Here is a 14,839-nt window from a genome sequence, read left to right as displayed (position 1 = left end):
TGTGGCGCATCGCGCCAACTACTTCGTTACCTTACCTAACTCTTGACGATTTCTTGACGCTTCCGAGGGTGTGATCGAACGTCCGTCCGTGCCGGTTACCGACTCCGCGTCAAGGGGCGCAGGGCCCTGCGCCTATCGTTGCTCCAGCGCTCAGTTAAAAGCACAGCCGAACCTGCCGCTCGCGTTAGGACAGCAAGGACAGCGATGCCCCCCAACACCACCGCCTCCACGGGTCAGCAGCCCGCCAAGTCCGGCAGGAGAAAGGGGCGCAAAGCCCGCCTGATCGTGCTCGTCCTGGTGCTGGCGCTGATCGGAGGCGTCGCCTTCGGGGCGTACTGGTCCATCAGCACCGTCCGCGCCTCCTTCCCGCAGACCAAGGGCTCCCTCACGCTCAAGGGCCTCTCGGGACCCGTCGAGGTCAAGCGCGACGACTACGGCATCCCGCAGATCTACGCCTCCTCCGACGCGGACCTGTTCATGGCGCAGGGCTACGTCCAGGCGCAGGACCGGTTCTACGAGATGGACGTGCGCCGTCACATGGCGGCCGGCCGGCTGTCGGAGATGTTCGGCAAGAGCCAGGTCGACAACGACGAGTTCCTGCGCACGCTCGGCTGGGAGCGGGTCGCCAAGCAGGAGTACGACACCAAGCTGTCGGCCGCCACGAAGAAGTACCTCCAGGCCTACGCCGAGGGGGTCAACGCCTACCTCCAGGGCAAGGACGGCGAGGACATCTCCCTGGAGTACGCGGCGCTCGGGTTCACCAACGACTACAAGCCGCAGAAGTGGACCCCGGTCGATTCGATCTCCTGGCTGAAGGCGATGGCCTGGGACCTGCGCAGCAACATGCAGGACGAGATCGACCGCGCCCTGCTGACCAGCCGCCTCGGTCCGAAGCAGATCGCCGAGCTGTACCCGCAGTACCCGTACAGCCGGAACAAGGCGATCGTCCAGGAGGGCCAGTACGACGAGCTGACGGGCGCGTTCGAACAGGGCGGCACGAGCGGCACCGGCGGCACGGGTACGGGCACGGGCACAGGCGGAACCGGCGGCACCGCGGGCACCGCGGGCACGGCCTCCGGCACCGCGTCCGACACCGGGGGCGCGGCTTCCGGCACCGCCTCCGGCACCTCGAACCTGGACAGCCAGCTCACCGGCCTCAGCGATGCCCTGAGCGACCTCCCGCCGGCCGTCGGCCTGAACGGCGACGGCATCGGCTCCAACTCCTGGGTCGTCCGCGGGACACACACCATCACCGGCAAGCCGCTGCTGGCCAACGACCCGCACCTGTCGCCCTCGCTGCCGTCCGTCTGGTACCAGATGGGCCTGCACTGCCGCAGCGTCTCCAGCGCGTGCCAGTACGACGTCAGCGGCTACACCTTCGCCGGCATGCCCGGCGTGATAATCGGCCACAACCAGGACATCGCCTGGGGCATGACCAACTCCGGCGTCGACGTCACGGACCTCTACCTGGAGAAGATCACCGGCGACGGCTACCTGTACGACGGCAAGGTCAAGCCCTTCGAGACGCGCGAGGAGACCATCAAGGTCGCCGACGGCTCGCCCAGGAAGATCGTCGTCCGCGAGACCAACAACGGGCCCCTGCTGTCCGACCGGGCCAAGGAGCTCGTGAAGGTCGGCAGGAAGGCCACCGTCGACACCGCCGCACCCGACAGAGGCGACGGCTACGGCGTGGCGCTGCGCTGGACCGCGCTCCAGCCGGGCACCACCATGGACGCCGTCTTCGCCATGGACAGGGCCAAGAACTGGACCGACTTCCGCAAGGCCGCCGCCCTGTTCGACGTGCCCTCGCAGAACCTGGTCTACGCGGACACCGAGGACAACATCGGCTACACCCTGCCGGGCAGGATCCCGAAGCGCTCCCAGGACGACGACGGCTCCGTCCCGGCGCCCGGCTGGGATCCCAAGTACCGCTGGACCGGCTACATCGAGCAGGACGAGCTGCCGTACGAGTACAACCCGGACCGCGGCTACATCGTCACCGCCAACCAGGCCGTGATCGACCCGGACAAGTACCCCTACACGCTCACCAAGGACTGGGGCTACGGCACGCGCAGCCAGCGGATCACCGACCTGATCCAGTCGAAGATCAAGGACGGCGGCAAGGTCTCCACGGACGACATGCGCCAGATGCAGCTGGACAACAGCAGCGAGATCGCCCGGCTGCTGGTGCCCACGCTGCTCAAGATCGACCCCGAGAACAAGGACGTCCGCGAGGCGCAGAAGCTGCTGGAGGGCTGGGACTACACCCAGGACGCCGACTCGGCGGCCGCCGCCTACTTCAACGCGGTCTGGCGCAACATCCTCAAGCTCGCCTTCGGCAACAAGCTGCCCAAGGAGCTGCGGGGCAAGGGCCAGTGCCTGTGGGTGAAGCCGGTCAACACCACCGGGCCCGCCGACGAGGCGGAGGACGTCCGCGAGTGCGGCGAGCGCGACCCCGACCAGGCGCAGCCGGACGGCGGCGACCGCTGGTTCGAGGTGGTCCGCAAGCTGATGGACCAGCCGGACAGCGACTGGTGGAAGACGCCCAAGGCGGGCACCCGCCCCGGCGCCGTCAACCGCGACCAGCTGTTCAGGCGCGCGATGATCGACGCCCGCTGGGAGCTGACCGCCAAGCTCGGCAAGGACATCGACAGCTGGACCTGGGGCCGGCTGCACCGCCTGTTCCTGAAGAACCAGACCCTCGGCACAGAGGGCCCCGGTTTCGTCCAGTACGCCCTCAACCGCGGCCCCTGGGAGCTCAGCGGCGGCGAGGCCACCGTCAACGCGACCGGCTGGAACGCGGCCGGCGGCTACGGCGTGGTGTGGGTGCCGTCCATGCGGATGGTCGTGAACCTCGGCGACCTCGACAAGTCCCGCTGGATCAACCTCAGCGGCGCCTCCGGGCACGCCTACAGCGCCCACTACGTCGACCAGACGGACAAGTGGGCCGACGGCGAACTGCTCCCGTGGTCCTTCTCGGACAAGGCGGTCGAGGACAGTACGGAGGACAAGCTGGTGCTCAAGCCGTGAGCCGCTGACACCGCAATCCGAAAGCGGCCCTCCACGCATGCGTGGAGGGCCGCGTTCGCGTCAGGTCCCCGGCTCGAACCGCCGCACCCCCGACGGCGTCACCACCGCGTGCACCGGCCGGTCGTGCGGCTCCTCGGGGACGTGCTGGACCACCTCCGAGTCGTACAACAGCACCACCAGCGCGGGACGCACACCCGCCCGCTCCAGCCGCGCCAGCACACGGTCGTACGAGCCTCCGCCGCGTCCCAGCCGCATCCCGCGCGCGTCGACCGCCAGCCCCGGCAGCAGCACGGCGTCGGCGGTGGTCACGGCGTCCGGCCCGAGGCGCTCGCCCGCCGGCTCGAAGAGGGCCATCCTGCCGCCGTGTTGGACGCGCGCGAGCGAGCCCTCGCCCTCGTAGACGCCCCAGTCCAGGTCGTTGTCGGGCAGCAGGGCCGGCAGCAGGACGCGTACCCCCCGGGCGCGCAGCGCGTCCATGAGCGCGAGCGTCCCCGGTTCGCTCCCCACGGAGACGTACGCCGCCACCGTGCCGGCCCGCGCCAACTCGGGCAGCTCCAGCGCGCGCCCGGCCAGCGCGGCCGACGTCTCCCGCAGGTCATCCGCCGTCAACCTGTTCCTCACCGCGAGGAACTCGAGCCGCAAACTCCGCTTGTCAGGCTCGCCCGGACGTCCGATGTGACTCAATGGTTGCTCCCGTACCGTTGCAATACGCTCATATGAGCGCCTATGAACCGGAGCCGCAGATTCCATGCAAAGGCACCGGATAAGGTGGCGGGCATGACTCAGTCGCACCCTCGGATCAGCAAGGCTGTCATTCCCGCAGCAGGCCTCGGTACCCGGTTCCTGCCGGCCACCAAAGCCACTCCCAAGGAGATGCTGCCGGTCGTCGACAAGCCGGCGATCCAGTACGTGGTCGAGGAGGCCGTCGCCGCGGGTCTCGACGACGTCCTCATGGTGACGGGCCGCAACAAGCGCCCGCTGGAGGACCACTTCGACCGCAACTACGAGCTGGAGTCGGCGCTTCAGAAGAAGGGCGACGCCAGCCGCCTCGCCAAGGTGCAGGAGTCCAGCGACCTCGCGACGATGCACTACGTCCGCCAGGGCGACCCCAAGGGCCTCGGACACGCCGTCCTGTGCGCCGCGCCGCACGTGGGTGACGAGCCCTTCGCCGTCCTCCTCGGCGATGACCTCATCGACCCCCGCGACCCCCTGCTCCAGCGCATGGTCGAGGTCCAGGAGCAGCGCGGCGGCAGCGTCATCGCGCTGATGGAGGTCGCCCCGGAGCAGATCCACCTCTACGGCTGCGCGGCTGTGGAGACCACCGAGGACAGCGACGTCGTCCAGGTCAGCGGCCTCGTCGAGAAGCCCGACCCGGCCGACGCCCCGTCCAACTACGCGATCATCGGCCGCTACGTCCTCGACCCGCACATCTTCGACATACTGCGCAAGACCCAGCCGGGCCGCGGCGGCGAGATCCAGCTCACGGACGCCCTCCAGCAGCTCGCCGAGGACGAAACCATCGGCGGCCCGGTGCACGGCGTCGTCTTCAAGGGCCGCCGCTATGACACCGGCGACCGCGGCGACTACCTGCGTGCCATTGTCCGACTCGCGTGCGAACGTGAAGACCTGGGCCCGGACTTCCGGACCTGGCTTCGCAGTTACGTAGCCGAGGAGATGTAGCACGTTGAGCAGCGCCGCGCCCCGCGTCACCGGCCAGGACCACTCCGGCCCCGACCACCTCTGGTCGGTGGAGGAGCACCTGGAGGACATCCTCGCCACCGTCCGCCCCCTGGAACCCATCGAGCTGCATCTGCTCGACGCCCAGGGCTGCGTCCTCGTCGAGGACGTCACGGTGCCGGTGTCCCTGCCGCCCTTCGACAACAGCTCGATGGACGGATACGCGGTGCGGGTCGCGGACGTGGCGGGCGCGAGCGAGGAGTTCCCGGCGGCCCTGGAAGTCGTCGGGGACGTCGCCGCCGGCCAGGCCGAGCTGCTCCACGTGGGCCCCGGCCAGGCCGCCCGCATCATGACCGGCGCCCCGCTGCCGCCCGGCGCCGAGACGGTCGTGCCCGTCGAGTGGACCGACGGCGGGCTCGGCGAGGGCGCGGTGCGCGGCATGCGCGCCCGCAGCCTCGGCCCCGAGGGCGCGACCGGGCACGTGCAGGTGTACCGCCCGGCCGAGGCACGCGCGCACGTACGCGCGAAAGGCAGTGACGTGAAGGCCGGCGACCGCGCCCTGGAGGCCGGCACGATCCTCGGCCCGCCCCAGATCGCCCTGCTCGCCGCGATCGGCCGGGGCACGGTCCGCGTGCGCCCGCGTCCGCGCGTGGTGGTGCTCTCCACCGGCAGCGAACTCGTCCAGCCCGACACGGAACTGGGCGCCGGTCAGATCTACGACTCCAACAGCTTCGCCCTCACCGCCGCCGCCCGCGACGCCGGCGCCATCGCCTACCGCGTGGGCGCCGTCGCCGACGACGCCGAGACCCTGCGCTCCACGATCGAGGACCAGCTGGTCCGCGCCGACCTGGTGGTCACCACCGGCGGGGTGAGCGTCGGTGCGTACGACGTCGTCAAGGAGGCCCTGTCCCACGTCGCCGACGAGGACGAGGCGGGCAGCGGCATCGAGTTCCGCAAGCTCGCCATGCAGCCCGGCAAGCCCCAGGGCTTCGGCTCCATCGGCCCCGACCACACCCCGCTGCTGGCCCTGCCCGGCAACCCGGTGTCGTCGTACGTCTCCTTCGAACTGTTCGTCCGCCCCGCGATCCGCGCCCTCATGGGCCTTCAGGACGTCCACCGGCCGACGACCCGGGCGACCCTGACCGCGGACAAGGCGCTGACCTCGCCGAAGGGCCGCCGCCAGTTCCTGCGCGGCACGTACGCCGACGGGCGGGTCACCCCGGTCGGCGGTGCCGGATCCCACCTGATCGCGGCCCTCGCCCACGCCGACGCGCTGATCGTCGTCCCCGAGGACACCGAGTCCGTCGAGCCCGGCACCGAGGTCGAGGTGGTCCTGCTCGGCTGAGAGGCGCTGGTTGGGGGTACCGTGTCGCGCACAGCAGGCCCGGACCGGGAGCGCCACACAGCATGAGCATGCAGGACCCCCCTACGCAGGACCGCCTGACGCACATCGACGAGGCGGGTGCCGCCCGCATGGTCGACGTGTCCGAGAAGGACGTGACCGCCCGCACCGCCCGAGCCAGCGGACGCGTCCTCGTCTCGCCCCGCGTGATCGAACTGCTGCGCGGCGAGGGCGTCCCCAAGGGCGACGCCCTCGCCACCGCGCGGATCGCCGGGATCATGGGCGCCAAACGCACCCCGGACCTGATCCCGCTCTGTCACCCCTTGGCGGTGTCCGGTGTGAAACTGGACTTGTCGGTCGCGGACGACGCGGTGGAGATCCTGGCCACGGTGAAGACGACGGACCGCACGGGCGTCGAGATGGAGGCCCTCACCGCGGTCTCCGTCGCCGCGCTCACCGTGATCGACATGGTCAAGGCGGTCGACAAGGGAGCGGTCATCACGGACGTACGGGTGGAGGAGAAGACGGGCGGCAAGTCGGGCGACTGGAGCCGGGCATGACGTACCGCGCTCTCGTCGTCACCGCCTCCAACCGGGCCGCCGCCGGGATCTACGAGGACAAGGGCGGCCCGCTGATCGCGCACGGCCTCAGGGGCTTCGGCTTCGAGGTCGACGGCCCCCAGGTCGTCCCCGACGGCGACCCCGTGGAGGCGGCCCTGAGCGCCGGTGTCGAGACCGGCTACGACGTCATCGTCACCACCGGCGGCACGGGCATCTCGCCCACCGACCGCACCCCCGAGGCGACCCGCCGCGTGATCGACCACGAGGTGCCGGGCATCGCCGAGGCCATCCGGGCCTTCGGCCGGGAGAAGGTGCCGACCGCGGCGCTCTCCCGGGGCCTGGCCGGAGTGGCGGGCGGCACGCTGATCGTCAACCTGCCCGGCTCCAGCGGCGGCGTGAAGGACGGCCTGGCCGTCCTGGAGCCGCTGCTGGTCCACGCCGTCGAGCAGCTCCGCGGCGGTGACCACCCCAGACCCGGCAGTGGGGGTGCGAGCTGAACAGCCCATCCTGGCCCGTCGAGCTGGTGGACGGCGACATCGTCCTCAGGCCGATAAAGCTGCGCGACCAGCGGGCGTGGCGCGAGGTCAACCGGCGCAACCGCGACTGGCTGCGCCCCTGGGAGGCGACCATTCCGCCGCCCGCGCCCGGCGGGCCGCTGGCGCACCGCCCGACCTTCCGCCAGATGGTCCGCCACCTCAGGTCGGAGGCGAACGCGGGCCGGATGCTGCCGTTCGTCATCGAGTACCAGGGGCGGCTGGTGGGGCAGTTGACCGTGGCCGGAATCACCTGGGGCTCGATGTGCTCGGGGCATGTCGGCTACTGGGTGGACGAGGGGGTGGCCGGCCGGGGGGTGATGCCGACGGCGGTGGCGCTCGTCGTGGACCACTGTTTCCGCACGGTCGGGCTGCACCGCATCGAGGTCTGCATTCGCCCCGAGAACGGGCCCAGCCGCCGGGTCGTGGAGAAACTCGGATTCCGTGAGGAGGGGCTCCGGCCGCGTTATCTGCACATCGACGGGGCCTGGCGCGACCACCTGGTCTTCGCGCTCACGGCGGAAGAGGTGCCGGACGGGTTGCTGAGGCGCTGGCACCGGGCACGATCGCAGAGTAATCCGGGAATCCGGCAGCACCCCGGAAATTGAATACATGTTCGAAATTGATCGGCTGATGACCGTCTCAGGGCAATGAATTCCCGGCCTGGACGGTCTGCTGATCGCATCGGTCACAAAAAAAGTTCGAAATATCAGCCAGATCGTGCGACACACCGGCTCAATTGGCAGATGGCCTCACGCAAACCCCTCTACCGTGTGAGGCGTGAGCAGCAGCGGCCTCATCTACGCAGTCATTGTCGGGGCCTGGGCCGCCTACTTGGTGCCGATGTGGCTCCGTAGGCAGGACGAGCTGAACGAGGCCCGTCCGACGGAACGCTTCAGCACCGCCATCCGGCTTCTGTCCGGAAAGGCGGCCATGGAGCGCCGGTACGCCAAGGACCTGCAGGCGCGCTCCACCGAGGAGGGGGAGCAGGACGCCGACGCCCTGGACGCCGTCACCGACTCGGTGGACGTCCGGGCCTTCGCCGTGTCCAAGACGCGTCCGCAGACCCAGGCGCCGGTACCGTCGCCCGCCCCCGAGCAGCCGGCCCGCCCGGCACCCGGACCGAGCCCGGCGAGCGCCGAACGCGGACGGGGTCAGGTGCCCGCCGCCCGGCGCGGCGCGGCCCCCCGGACGAACAAGGCGAACCTGGCGAACCAGGCGGCCGCAGCGCGGGCCCGGCGCTCGAAGGTGCTCGCGCGCCGTCGGCGCACCACCACCATGCTGTTCCTCGCCTTCACCCTCGGCGCGATCGTGGCCGCGGTCGGGGGGCTCACGTTCCTGTGGGCGCCCGGTGTGCCCGCCGTCATGCTCAGCGTGTACATCGCGTACCTGCGCTCCCAGGAGCGCCGCCGCTTCACCTACCAGATGGACCGCCGCCGGGCCGAGGTCGCGGCCCAGCGGCTGCGCGAGCGCCAGCGGCAGCCCCGCCGGCGCGCCTCCAGCGAGGCCGACGAGCCGGAGGAGGGACCCGAGCCGGCGACCGACCCCGGCCTGTCCGCCCTCGCGGCGGACCGGCGCGCCCTCGTCGAGCAGACCGACCACGCCGAGTGGGTCGACCAGCAGCGCGAGCGGCAGCGGCGGCCGGGGCAGGGCGACAGCTGGGAGCCGGTGCCGGTGCCCCTGCCGACCTATGTGACCGCACCCGTCGCGCCCCGGGCCGCCGGCGACGTGGACCTCGGAGCCCCCGACACCTGGAGCTCCGCCCGGTCGAGCACCGTCACCCCCGACCACGAGGACGCCACGGCCCCCGCAGACAGCGCGGACCCCGGTGAGGCGGACGCCCGCACGCAGGACAGGGCGGACGGCGGCGGGCGCAGTGACGCCCGCCGCGCGGCCTCCGCGCGGCGGGCCCGGGAGCGCGGCCGCACGCCGCTGTTCGACCAGTACGAGGACGGGGACCGGCCCCGGGCCGCCAACGAGTAGCCCCACGAAGCCGCAGGTGACCGCCCCTGGGGAACGGATTTCCAAGCAGGCCGATCGGGGTGCTAAAGTTTCACTCGTTGCAAGGGCCTGTGGCGCAGTCCGGTAGCGCACCTCGTTCGCATCGAGGGGGCCAGGGGTTCAAATCCCCTCAGGTCCACGCAGCTCAGAGCCCGGTCGGGAAACCGACCGGGCTCTGACGTGTGTTCAGGGTCACCGAAGGCTGAGCCCCCGTCAGTCAGGGATCAGAGTCGCTTCGCGAAGCAGCGGCTCGACTCGTAGTGCCGGTAGTAGCCGAACTTGGCGCACGGCTCGTAGCCGCTGGACGTGTACAGGGCGATGGCCTCCGGCTGCTTGAGGCCGGTCTCCAGGACCATGCGGATGCGGCCGGCCCCGCGGGCGTCCTCCTCCAGGGCGGCCAGGATGCGCCGGGCCAGGCCCCTGCCGCGCATCTGCTCGATCACGTACATGCGCTTGACCTCGGCGTCCCCGTCCAGGTTTCCTTCGTCGTTCGCGTCCTGAGCGCGCCAGCCGCCCGAGGCGACGGGGGTGCCGAGCTCGTCGTACGCGATCAGGTAGATGCCGTTCGGCGGCTCGAAGTCCGGCGCGGCCATGGCCGTCGCGTCGCCGTCGTCCCCGTAGCGGACGGCGTACTCGGCCTGGACCTGGTCGTTCAGCTTCACGGCGTCGGGGTGGTCGAAGGAGACCCGGCGTATCTGCATGACGGCTACCGTATTGGATCCGGAACTGGACCTCGTCCAGTGTGCCGGTATCGTGCCGGGGTGCTCACTGTGACCTCTGTGAATGTGAATGGGCTGCGTGCCGCCGCGAAGAAGGGCTTCGTGGAGTGGCTCGCGCAGACCGACGCCGACGTGCTGTGCCTTCAGGAGGTGCGGGCCGAGCCGGGGCAGTTGCCGGAGCACGTCCGGGAGCCCGATGGCTGGCACGTGGTGCACGCGCCGGCCGCCGCGAAGGGGCGGGCCGGGGTGTCCCTGTACAGCCGGCGTGAGCCCGACCGGGTCCGGGTCGGTTTCGGGTCGTCCGAGTTCGACGGCAGCGGACGGTATGTGGAGGCGGAGCTGCCGGGGGTCACCGTCGCCTCCCTGTATCTGCCCTCCGGTGAGGTCGGAACCGAGCGGCAGGACGAGAAGGAGCGCTTCATGGGCGAGTTCCTCGCCCATCTGAAGGGACTCCGGGAGCGGGCCGCCGCCGAGGGGCGCGAGGTGCTGGTCTGCGGCGACTGGAACATCGCCCACCAGCAGGCAGACCTGAAGAACTGGCGCGGCAACACCAAGAACTCCGGGTTCCTGCCCGAGGAGCGGGAGTGGCTGTCCCAGGTCCTCGATCCCGCGGACGGCGGGTACGTCGACGTCGTACGCGCCCTGCACCCGGACACCGAGGGGCCGTACTCCTGGTGGTCGTACCGCGGGCGGGCCTTCGACAACGACACGGGCTGGCGGATCGACTATCACGTGGCCACCCCCGGGCTCGCCGGGCGGGCGGTCAAGGGGTTCGTGGAGCGGGCGGCCACGCACGCGGAGCGGTGGTCCGACCATGCACCGGTGACCGTCGTCTACGACCGCTGAGACCTGCGCATCCTGCGGTCCATGGCCAGTGACAGCTCCGCCTCCACCACGCTGCGGGCCAGCGGGCGCAGGCGGGGCAGGTCGGCCTCGGAGGCGTGGCGCAGGACCAGGCCGGTGAAGAGTTCGGCCAGGGCGTCGGCGTGGCTGCGGACCTGCTTGGCCGCGCCGAGTACCTCCGCGAGGGGGATGCCCTCGCGCACCAGGGCCGACGAGACGTCCAGCAGGCGGCGGCTGATGTGGACGATCTCGTCGCCGTCGGTGCCCAGGTAGCCGAGCTCCATCGCGGCGGCGAGGTTCTCGGGGGTCGCCTCGCCCGCGAAGTGGTCGGCGAGTTCCTCGGGGGTGAGGTGGACCGGCTCCTCCTCGGTGGGGGCGCCGACGCCGAGCAGGTCGCCGACGTCCCGGCCGTGGTCGAAGGCCTCCGCCAGCTCCGCGATGCCGCTGAGGGTGTGGCCGCGTTCCAGCAGGGCCGTGATCGTGCGCAGCCGGTTCAGGTGATGGTCGTCGTACCAGGCGATACGGCCTTCCCGGCGAGGCGGCGGGATCAGCTTGCGTTCGCGGTAGAAACGCAGGGTGCGCACCGTGATCCCGGCCAGGCGGGCCAGCTCTTCCATGCGGTATTCACGCTTCTCGGCCACCTGGGCACCTTAAGGCGTACCGGGGATGACTTTCCTCGACCGCCCCCTACCCATGAGTACGCCACTGCCCTACTCTCCCATTGCGCCAGTGTTCACTGGCATGGTTCTCGTGGTGTGTGGAGGTGTCGGCATGGGCGAACGCGAACACGAACGCGAGCATGTGCGGGTCGCGGTGGTCGGGTCCGGGTTCGGCGGGCTGGGGGCCGCCGTGCGGCTGCGCCGCGAGGGCGTCACCGACTTCGTGCTCCTGGAGCGGGCGAGCAGCGTCGGCGGGACCTGGCGGGACAACAGCTACCCGGGGTGCGCGTGTGACGTGCCCTCGCACCTGTACTCGTTCTCCTTCGCGCCCAACCCCGACTGGCCACGCACCTTCTCGGGGCAGGAGCACATCCGCGCCTACCTGGAGCACGTGACGGACACCTTCCGGCTGCGGCCGCACATCCGCTTCGACTCGGAGGTGAAGCGGATGACCTGGAACGCCGAGCGGCTGTGCTGGGACATCGAGACGAGCAGCGGGAGTCTGTCGGCGGACATCGTCGTCTCCGCCACCGGGCCGCTGTCCGACCCGAAGGTCCCGGACATCCCCGGGCTGGACTCCTTCCCGGGCAAGGTCTTCCACTCGGCCCGCTGGGACCACGACTACGACCTGCGCGGAAAGCGCGTCGCGATGGTGGGGACCGGGGCCTCGGCCATCCAGATCGTGCCGGCCGTCCAGCCCGAGGTGTCGCGGCTCACCCTCTTCCAGCGCACCCCGCCGTGGGTGATGCCCCGCGTCGACCGGGCCATCAGCGACGCCGAGCGGTGGCTCCACCGGCAGCTGCCCTTCACCTCGCAGCTGCGCCGCGGACTGCTGTGGGGCATCCGGGAGTTGCAGGTCCAGGCGTTCACCAAGCGCCCGAACGAACTCGGCTTCGTCGAGCAGCTGGCCAAGCGCAACATGGCCCGCGCCATCAAGGACCCGGCCCTGCGGGCGAAGCTCACCCCGGACTACCGCATCGGCTGCAAGCGGATCCTGCTGTCCAGCGAGTACTACCCGGCGCTCGCGCAGCCCAATGTGGACGTGGTCGCGAGCGGGCTGGCCGAGGTCCGCGGATCGACCCTCGTCGCCGCCGACGGCAGCGAGGCCGAGGTGGACGCGATCGTCTTCGGCACCGGGTTCCACGTCACCGACATGCCCATCGCCGACCGGGTCGTGGGCGCCGACGGACGGACCCTCGCCGAGGCCTGGAAGGGCGGCATGGAGGCCCTGCGCGGCGCCTCCGCGGCCGGCTTCCCCAACTGGATGACGATCATCGGGCCCAACACCGGCCTCGGGAACTCCTCGATGATCCTCATGATCGAGTCCCAGCTGAACTACCTGGCCGACTTCGTCCGCCAGGTCGACGTCCTCGGTGGCCGCGTCGCCCTGGACGCCCGGCCGGACGCCGTACGCGCCTGGAACCACCGGGTCCAGGAGCGCATGAAGCGGACCGTGTGGAACACCGGCGGCTGCACCAGCTGGTACCTCGACGCGAGCGGCCGCAACACCACCATCTGGCCCGGTACGACAGCCGAGTTCCGGCGGGCGACGCGACGGGTCGACCTCGCGGAGTACGACGTGCTGCGGGCCCCGGCGGCCGAGCAGACGGCCAAGAAGGCCGAGACGAAGGCCGGGGTGGACGCGTGAGCCGTCTCCTGCACGTCGACTCCGGCCCCTACGCCCCGCCCGCTCCCGCGCGCGAACTGACCGCCGTCTCCGCCGACGGCGCCCGGCTGCACGTCGAGGTCCACGGGACCGACGGAGCCCCGGCGGTCGTCCTCGCCCACGGCTGGACCTGCTCCACCGCCTTCTGGGCGGCCCAGATCCGCGACCTCGCCACGGACCACCGGGTCATCGCCTACGACCAGCGCGGCCACGGACGCAGCCCCGCGAGCCCCGCGTGCACCACCGACGCCCTCGCCGACGACCTGGAAGCCGTACTCGAAGCCACCCTCGCGCCCGGCGAACAGGCCGTGATCGCCGGGCACTCCATGGGCGGCATGACCGTGATGGCGGCCTCCGGGAGAACCGCCTTCCGGGAGCACGCCGCCGCCGTCCTGCTGTGCAGCACGGGCAGTTCGCAGCTGGTCGCCGCCTCCACCGTCGTCCCCATCCGGCCCGGGCGGGTGCGGACCTGGCTGACCCGGCGGATCCTCGGCTCCCGGGCGCCGCTCGGCCCGGTCACGCCCCTGGCCCGCCGGATCCTCAAGTACGGGACCATGGGCCCGGGTTCGGCCCCGGACATGGTCGAGGTCTGTGCCCGCATCGTGCACGCCTGCCCCCGCAAGGTCCGCTACGCCTGGTCGCACGTGCTGGACCTGCTCGACCTGGACCACGGCGTACGGGAGCTGGATGTGCCGACGGCCGTGGTGGCCGGGACGGCGGACCGGCTGACCCCGCCGGTGCACGCCCGGGCCCTGGCCGCCGCGCTGCCGAACTGCACCGGGCTCACCGAGCTGCCCGGCATCGGCCACATGACGCCGGTCGAGGCGCCCGAGCTGGTCACCGGGAAGATACGTGAACTCGTCCAGGCACACATCCAGGCACACGTCCAGGTCGTATCCGAGGAGAGCGCATGAGCAGGGTGAGCCTCGAGGGCAGGGTCGCCGTGGTGACCGGGGCGGCGCGCGGCGTCGGGGAGTTGCTGGCCCGCAAGCTCTCGGCGCGCGGTGTGAGGGTGGCGCTGGTCGGGCTCGAACCGGACGCGCTCAAGGAGGTCTCCGGGCGGCTGCACAGCGACAGTGAGCACTGGCACGCCGACGTCACCGACCACGAGGCGATGGCCCGGGTCGCGCGGGAGGTCAAGGAGCGCTTCGGCCGGGTCGACATCGTCGTCGCCAACGCCGGTGTCGCCACGGGCGGTCCGTTCGCCGACTCCGACCCGGAGGCCTGGCGGCGGGTGATCGAGGTCAACCTGGTCGGCTCGGCGGTGACGGCCCGTGCCTTCCTGCCGATGCTGCTGGAGAGCCGGGGCTATCTGCTCCAGATAGCGTCCCTCGCGGCGATCACTCCGGCGCCGATGATGACCGCGTACTGCGCGTCCAAGTCCGGTGTGGAGGCGTACGCGCACAGTCTGCGTGCCGAGGTCGGGCACCGGGGTGTGAAGGTCAGCGTCGGGTATCTGTCCTGGACCGACACCGACATGGTGCGCGGGGCCGACCAGGACGACGTCATGCGGGAGTTGCGGCAGCGGCTGCCCTGGCCGTCCAACAAGACGTATCCCCTGGGCCCGGCGGTGGACCGGCTGGTGGCCGGGATCGAGCGCCGGTCGAGCCATGTCTACGGGCAGTGGTGGCTGCGCGGGATGCAGGGCGTGCGCGGATATCTGCCCGGGGTCATCGGGACGGTGGGCCAGCGCGAGATGCGGCGGTTCGCGGACCGGCTGACGGGCATGCGCACGGGCCTCGTCGGGGCGGGCGGCGCCGCCGATGAGCAGCAGCGGGCTACGCTCCGTAAGTGATCGACATGCGCAGC

The 14,839-nt window shown here is 71.2% G+C and carries 14 protein-coding genes and 1 tRNA gene; 12 read left to right on the top strand and 3 right to left on the bottom strand.

The features are described from left to right. The first annotated feature begins 204 nt into the window (after positions 1-204). Positions 205-3,030, top strand: coding sequence for a penicillin acylase family protein (locus ACH4G3_RS29735; RefSeq protein ID WP_397627399.1), 2,826 nt, complete (start codon positions 205-207; stop codon positions 3,028-3,030). A gap of 60 nt (positions 3,031-3,090) precedes the next feature. Here ACH4G3_RS29735 and ACH4G3_RS29730 read toward each other — a convergent pair whose 3' ends face one another. Then, the gene (locus tag ACH4G3_RS29730) at positions 3,091-3,714 is read right to left on the bottom strand and encodes a 5-formyltetrahydrofolate cyclo-ligase (protein ID WP_397627398.1); all 624 of its coding nucleotides are present in this window, start codon (positions 3,712-3,714) and stop codon (positions 3,091-3,093) included. Between the two features lie 93 nt (positions 3,715-3,807). On the opposite strand from ACH4G3_RS29730, the gene galU reads away from it, so the two are divergent. The 7 genes from galU to ACH4G3_RS29695 all read left to right on the top strand — a co-directional run bounded on the left by galU (position 3,808) and on the right by ACH4G3_RS29695 (position 9,282). Continuing rightward, a complete protein-coding gene (galU, locus tag ACH4G3_RS29725) occupies positions 3,808-4,710 on the top strand; it encodes a UTP--glucose-1-phosphate uridylyltransferase GalU (protein ID WP_397627397.1) in 903 nt (300 codons plus the stop codon). Positions 4,711-4,714: 4 nt separating this feature from the next. Further along, positions 4,715-6,052 carry a molybdotransferase-like divisome protein Glp gene (gene glp / locus ACH4G3_RS29720; protein ID WP_397627396.1) on the top strand — a complete coding sequence of 446 codons (1,338 nt, stop codon included), beginning with the start codon at positions 4,715-4,717 and terminating at the stop codon, positions 6,050-6,052. Between the two features lie 62 nt (positions 6,053-6,114). Then, entirely contained in the window at positions 6,115-6,609 is a 495-nt protein-coding gene (moaC, locus tag ACH4G3_RS29715) for a cyclic pyranopterin monophosphate synthase MoaC (RefSeq protein WP_397627395.1), read from the top strand. Further along, complete coding sequence (locus ACH4G3_RS29710) at positions 6,606-7,106, top strand: MogA/MoaB family molybdenum cofactor biosynthesis protein (RefSeq protein ID WP_397627394.1); 501 nt, start codon at positions 6,606-6,608, stop codon at positions 7,104-7,106. The genes moaC and ACH4G3_RS29710 overlap by 4 nt, the downstream gene beginning before the upstream one ends. Before the next feature lie 26 nt (positions 7,107-7,132). Further along, the gene (locus tag ACH4G3_RS29705) at positions 7,133-7,750 is read left to right on the top strand and encodes a GNAT family N-acetyltransferase (protein ID WP_397627393.1); all 618 of its coding nucleotides are present in this window, start codon (positions 7,133-7,135) and stop codon (positions 7,748-7,750) included. 172 nt (positions 7,751-7,922) lie between these two features. Beyond that, on the top strand, positions 7,923-9,125 hold the full coding sequence (gene sepX, locus ACH4G3_RS29700; RefSeq protein ID WP_397627392.1) for a divisome protein SepX/GlpR: 1,203 nt from the start codon (positions 7,923-7,925) through the stop codon (positions 9,123-9,125). An 83-nt stretch (positions 9,126-9,208) separates the two neighbouring features. Beyond that, positions 9,209-9,282 (top strand) — tRNA-Ala (locus ACH4G3_RS29695). An 85-nt stretch (positions 9,283-9,367) separates the two neighbouring features. Here ACH4G3_RS29695 and ACH4G3_RS29690 read toward each other — a convergent pair. Then, the gene (locus ACH4G3_RS29690) at positions 9,368-9,844 is read right to left on the bottom strand and encodes a GNAT family N-acetyltransferase (protein ID WP_397627391.1); all 477 of its coding nucleotides are present in this window, start codon (positions 9,842-9,844) and stop codon (positions 9,368-9,370) included. A 60-nt stretch (positions 9,845-9,904) separates the two neighbouring features. Here ACH4G3_RS29690 and ACH4G3_RS29685 point away from each other — a divergent pair, with 60 nt between their 5' ends. Next, the gene (locus tag ACH4G3_RS29685) at positions 9,905-10,708 is read left to right on the top strand and encodes an exodeoxyribonuclease III (RefSeq protein WP_397627390.1); all 804 of its coding nucleotides are present in this window, start codon (positions 9,905-9,907) and stop codon (positions 10,706-10,708) included. Here ACH4G3_RS29685 and ACH4G3_RS29680 read toward each other — a convergent pair. After that, positions 10,696-11,346, bottom strand: coding sequence for a MerR family transcriptional regulator (locus tag ACH4G3_RS29680; RefSeq protein ID WP_397627389.1), 651 nt, complete (start codon positions 11,344-11,346; stop codon positions 10,696-10,698). The genes ACH4G3_RS29685 and ACH4G3_RS29680 overlap by 13 nt on opposite strands. A gap of 130 nt (positions 11,347-11,476) precedes the next feature. Between ACH4G3_RS29680 and ACH4G3_RS29675 the strand changes: the two genes are divergently transcribed. From ACH4G3_RS29675 to ACH4G3_RS29665, 3 genes are read left to right on the top strand one after another with little or no spacing between them, the layout of a single operon-like run. Next, complete coding sequence (locus ACH4G3_RS29675) at positions 11,477-13,012, top strand: flavin-containing monooxygenase (RefSeq protein WP_397627388.1); 1,536 nt, start codon at positions 11,477-11,479, stop codon at positions 13,010-13,012. Then, positions 13,009-13,944, top strand: coding sequence for an alpha/beta fold hydrolase (locus tag ACH4G3_RS29670; RefSeq protein ID WP_397627387.1), 936 nt, complete (start codon positions 13,009-13,011; stop codon positions 13,942-13,944). The genes ACH4G3_RS29675 and ACH4G3_RS29670 overlap by 4 nt, the downstream gene beginning before the upstream one ends. Continuing rightward, positions 13,941-14,825 carry an SDR family oxidoreductase gene (locus tag ACH4G3_RS29665; RefSeq protein WP_397627386.1) on the top strand — a complete coding sequence of 295 codons (885 nt, stop codon included), beginning with the start codon at positions 13,941-13,943 and terminating at the stop codon, positions 14,823-14,825. The genes ACH4G3_RS29670 and ACH4G3_RS29665 overlap by 4 nt, the downstream gene beginning before the upstream one ends. Positions 14,826-14,839 lie beyond the last annotated feature (14 nt).

It is taken from the genome of Streptomyces afghaniensis (assembly GCF_044327915.1).
GTDB classification, from domain to species: Bacteria; Actinomycetota; Actinomycetes; order Streptomycetales; family Streptomycetaceae; genus Streptomyces; species Streptomyces afghaniensis.
The sequence above is the reverse complement of the archived record's forward strand: the minus strand, read 5'-3'. Positions and strand labels throughout refer to the sequence as shown.

What these genes read in the sequence shown, in the direction of transcription:
- ACH4G3_RS29665 (WP_397627386.1), top strand. Translation starts at nt 13,941, where the DNA reads ATGAGCAGGGTGAGCCTCGAGGGCAGGGTCGCCGTGGTGACCGGGGCG.
- ACH4G3_RS29690 (WP_397627391.1), bottom strand. Translation starts at nt 9,844, where the DNA reads ATGCAGATACGCCGGGTCTCCTTCGACCACCCCGACGCCGTGAAGCTG.
- ACH4G3_RS29735 (WP_397627399.1), top strand. Translation starts at nt 205, where the DNA reads ATGCCCCCCAACACCACCGCCTCCACGGGTCAGCAGCCCGCCAAGTCC.
- moaC (WP_397627395.1), top strand. Translation starts at nt 6,115, where the DNA reads ATGAGCATGCAGGACCCCCCTACGCAGGACCGCCTGACGCACATCGAC.
- galU (WP_397627397.1), top strand. Translation starts at nt 3,808, where the DNA reads ATGACTCAGTCGCACCCTCGGATCAGCAAGGCTGTCATTCCCGCAGCA.
- ACH4G3_RS29675 (WP_397627388.1), top strand. Translation starts at nt 11,477, where the DNA reads ATGGGCGAACGCGAACACGAACGCGAGCATGTGCGGGTCGCGGTGGTC.
- ACH4G3_RS29710 (WP_397627394.1), top strand. Translation starts at nt 6,606, where the DNA reads ATGACGTACCGCGCTCTCGTCGTCACCGCCTCCAACCGGGCCGCCGCC.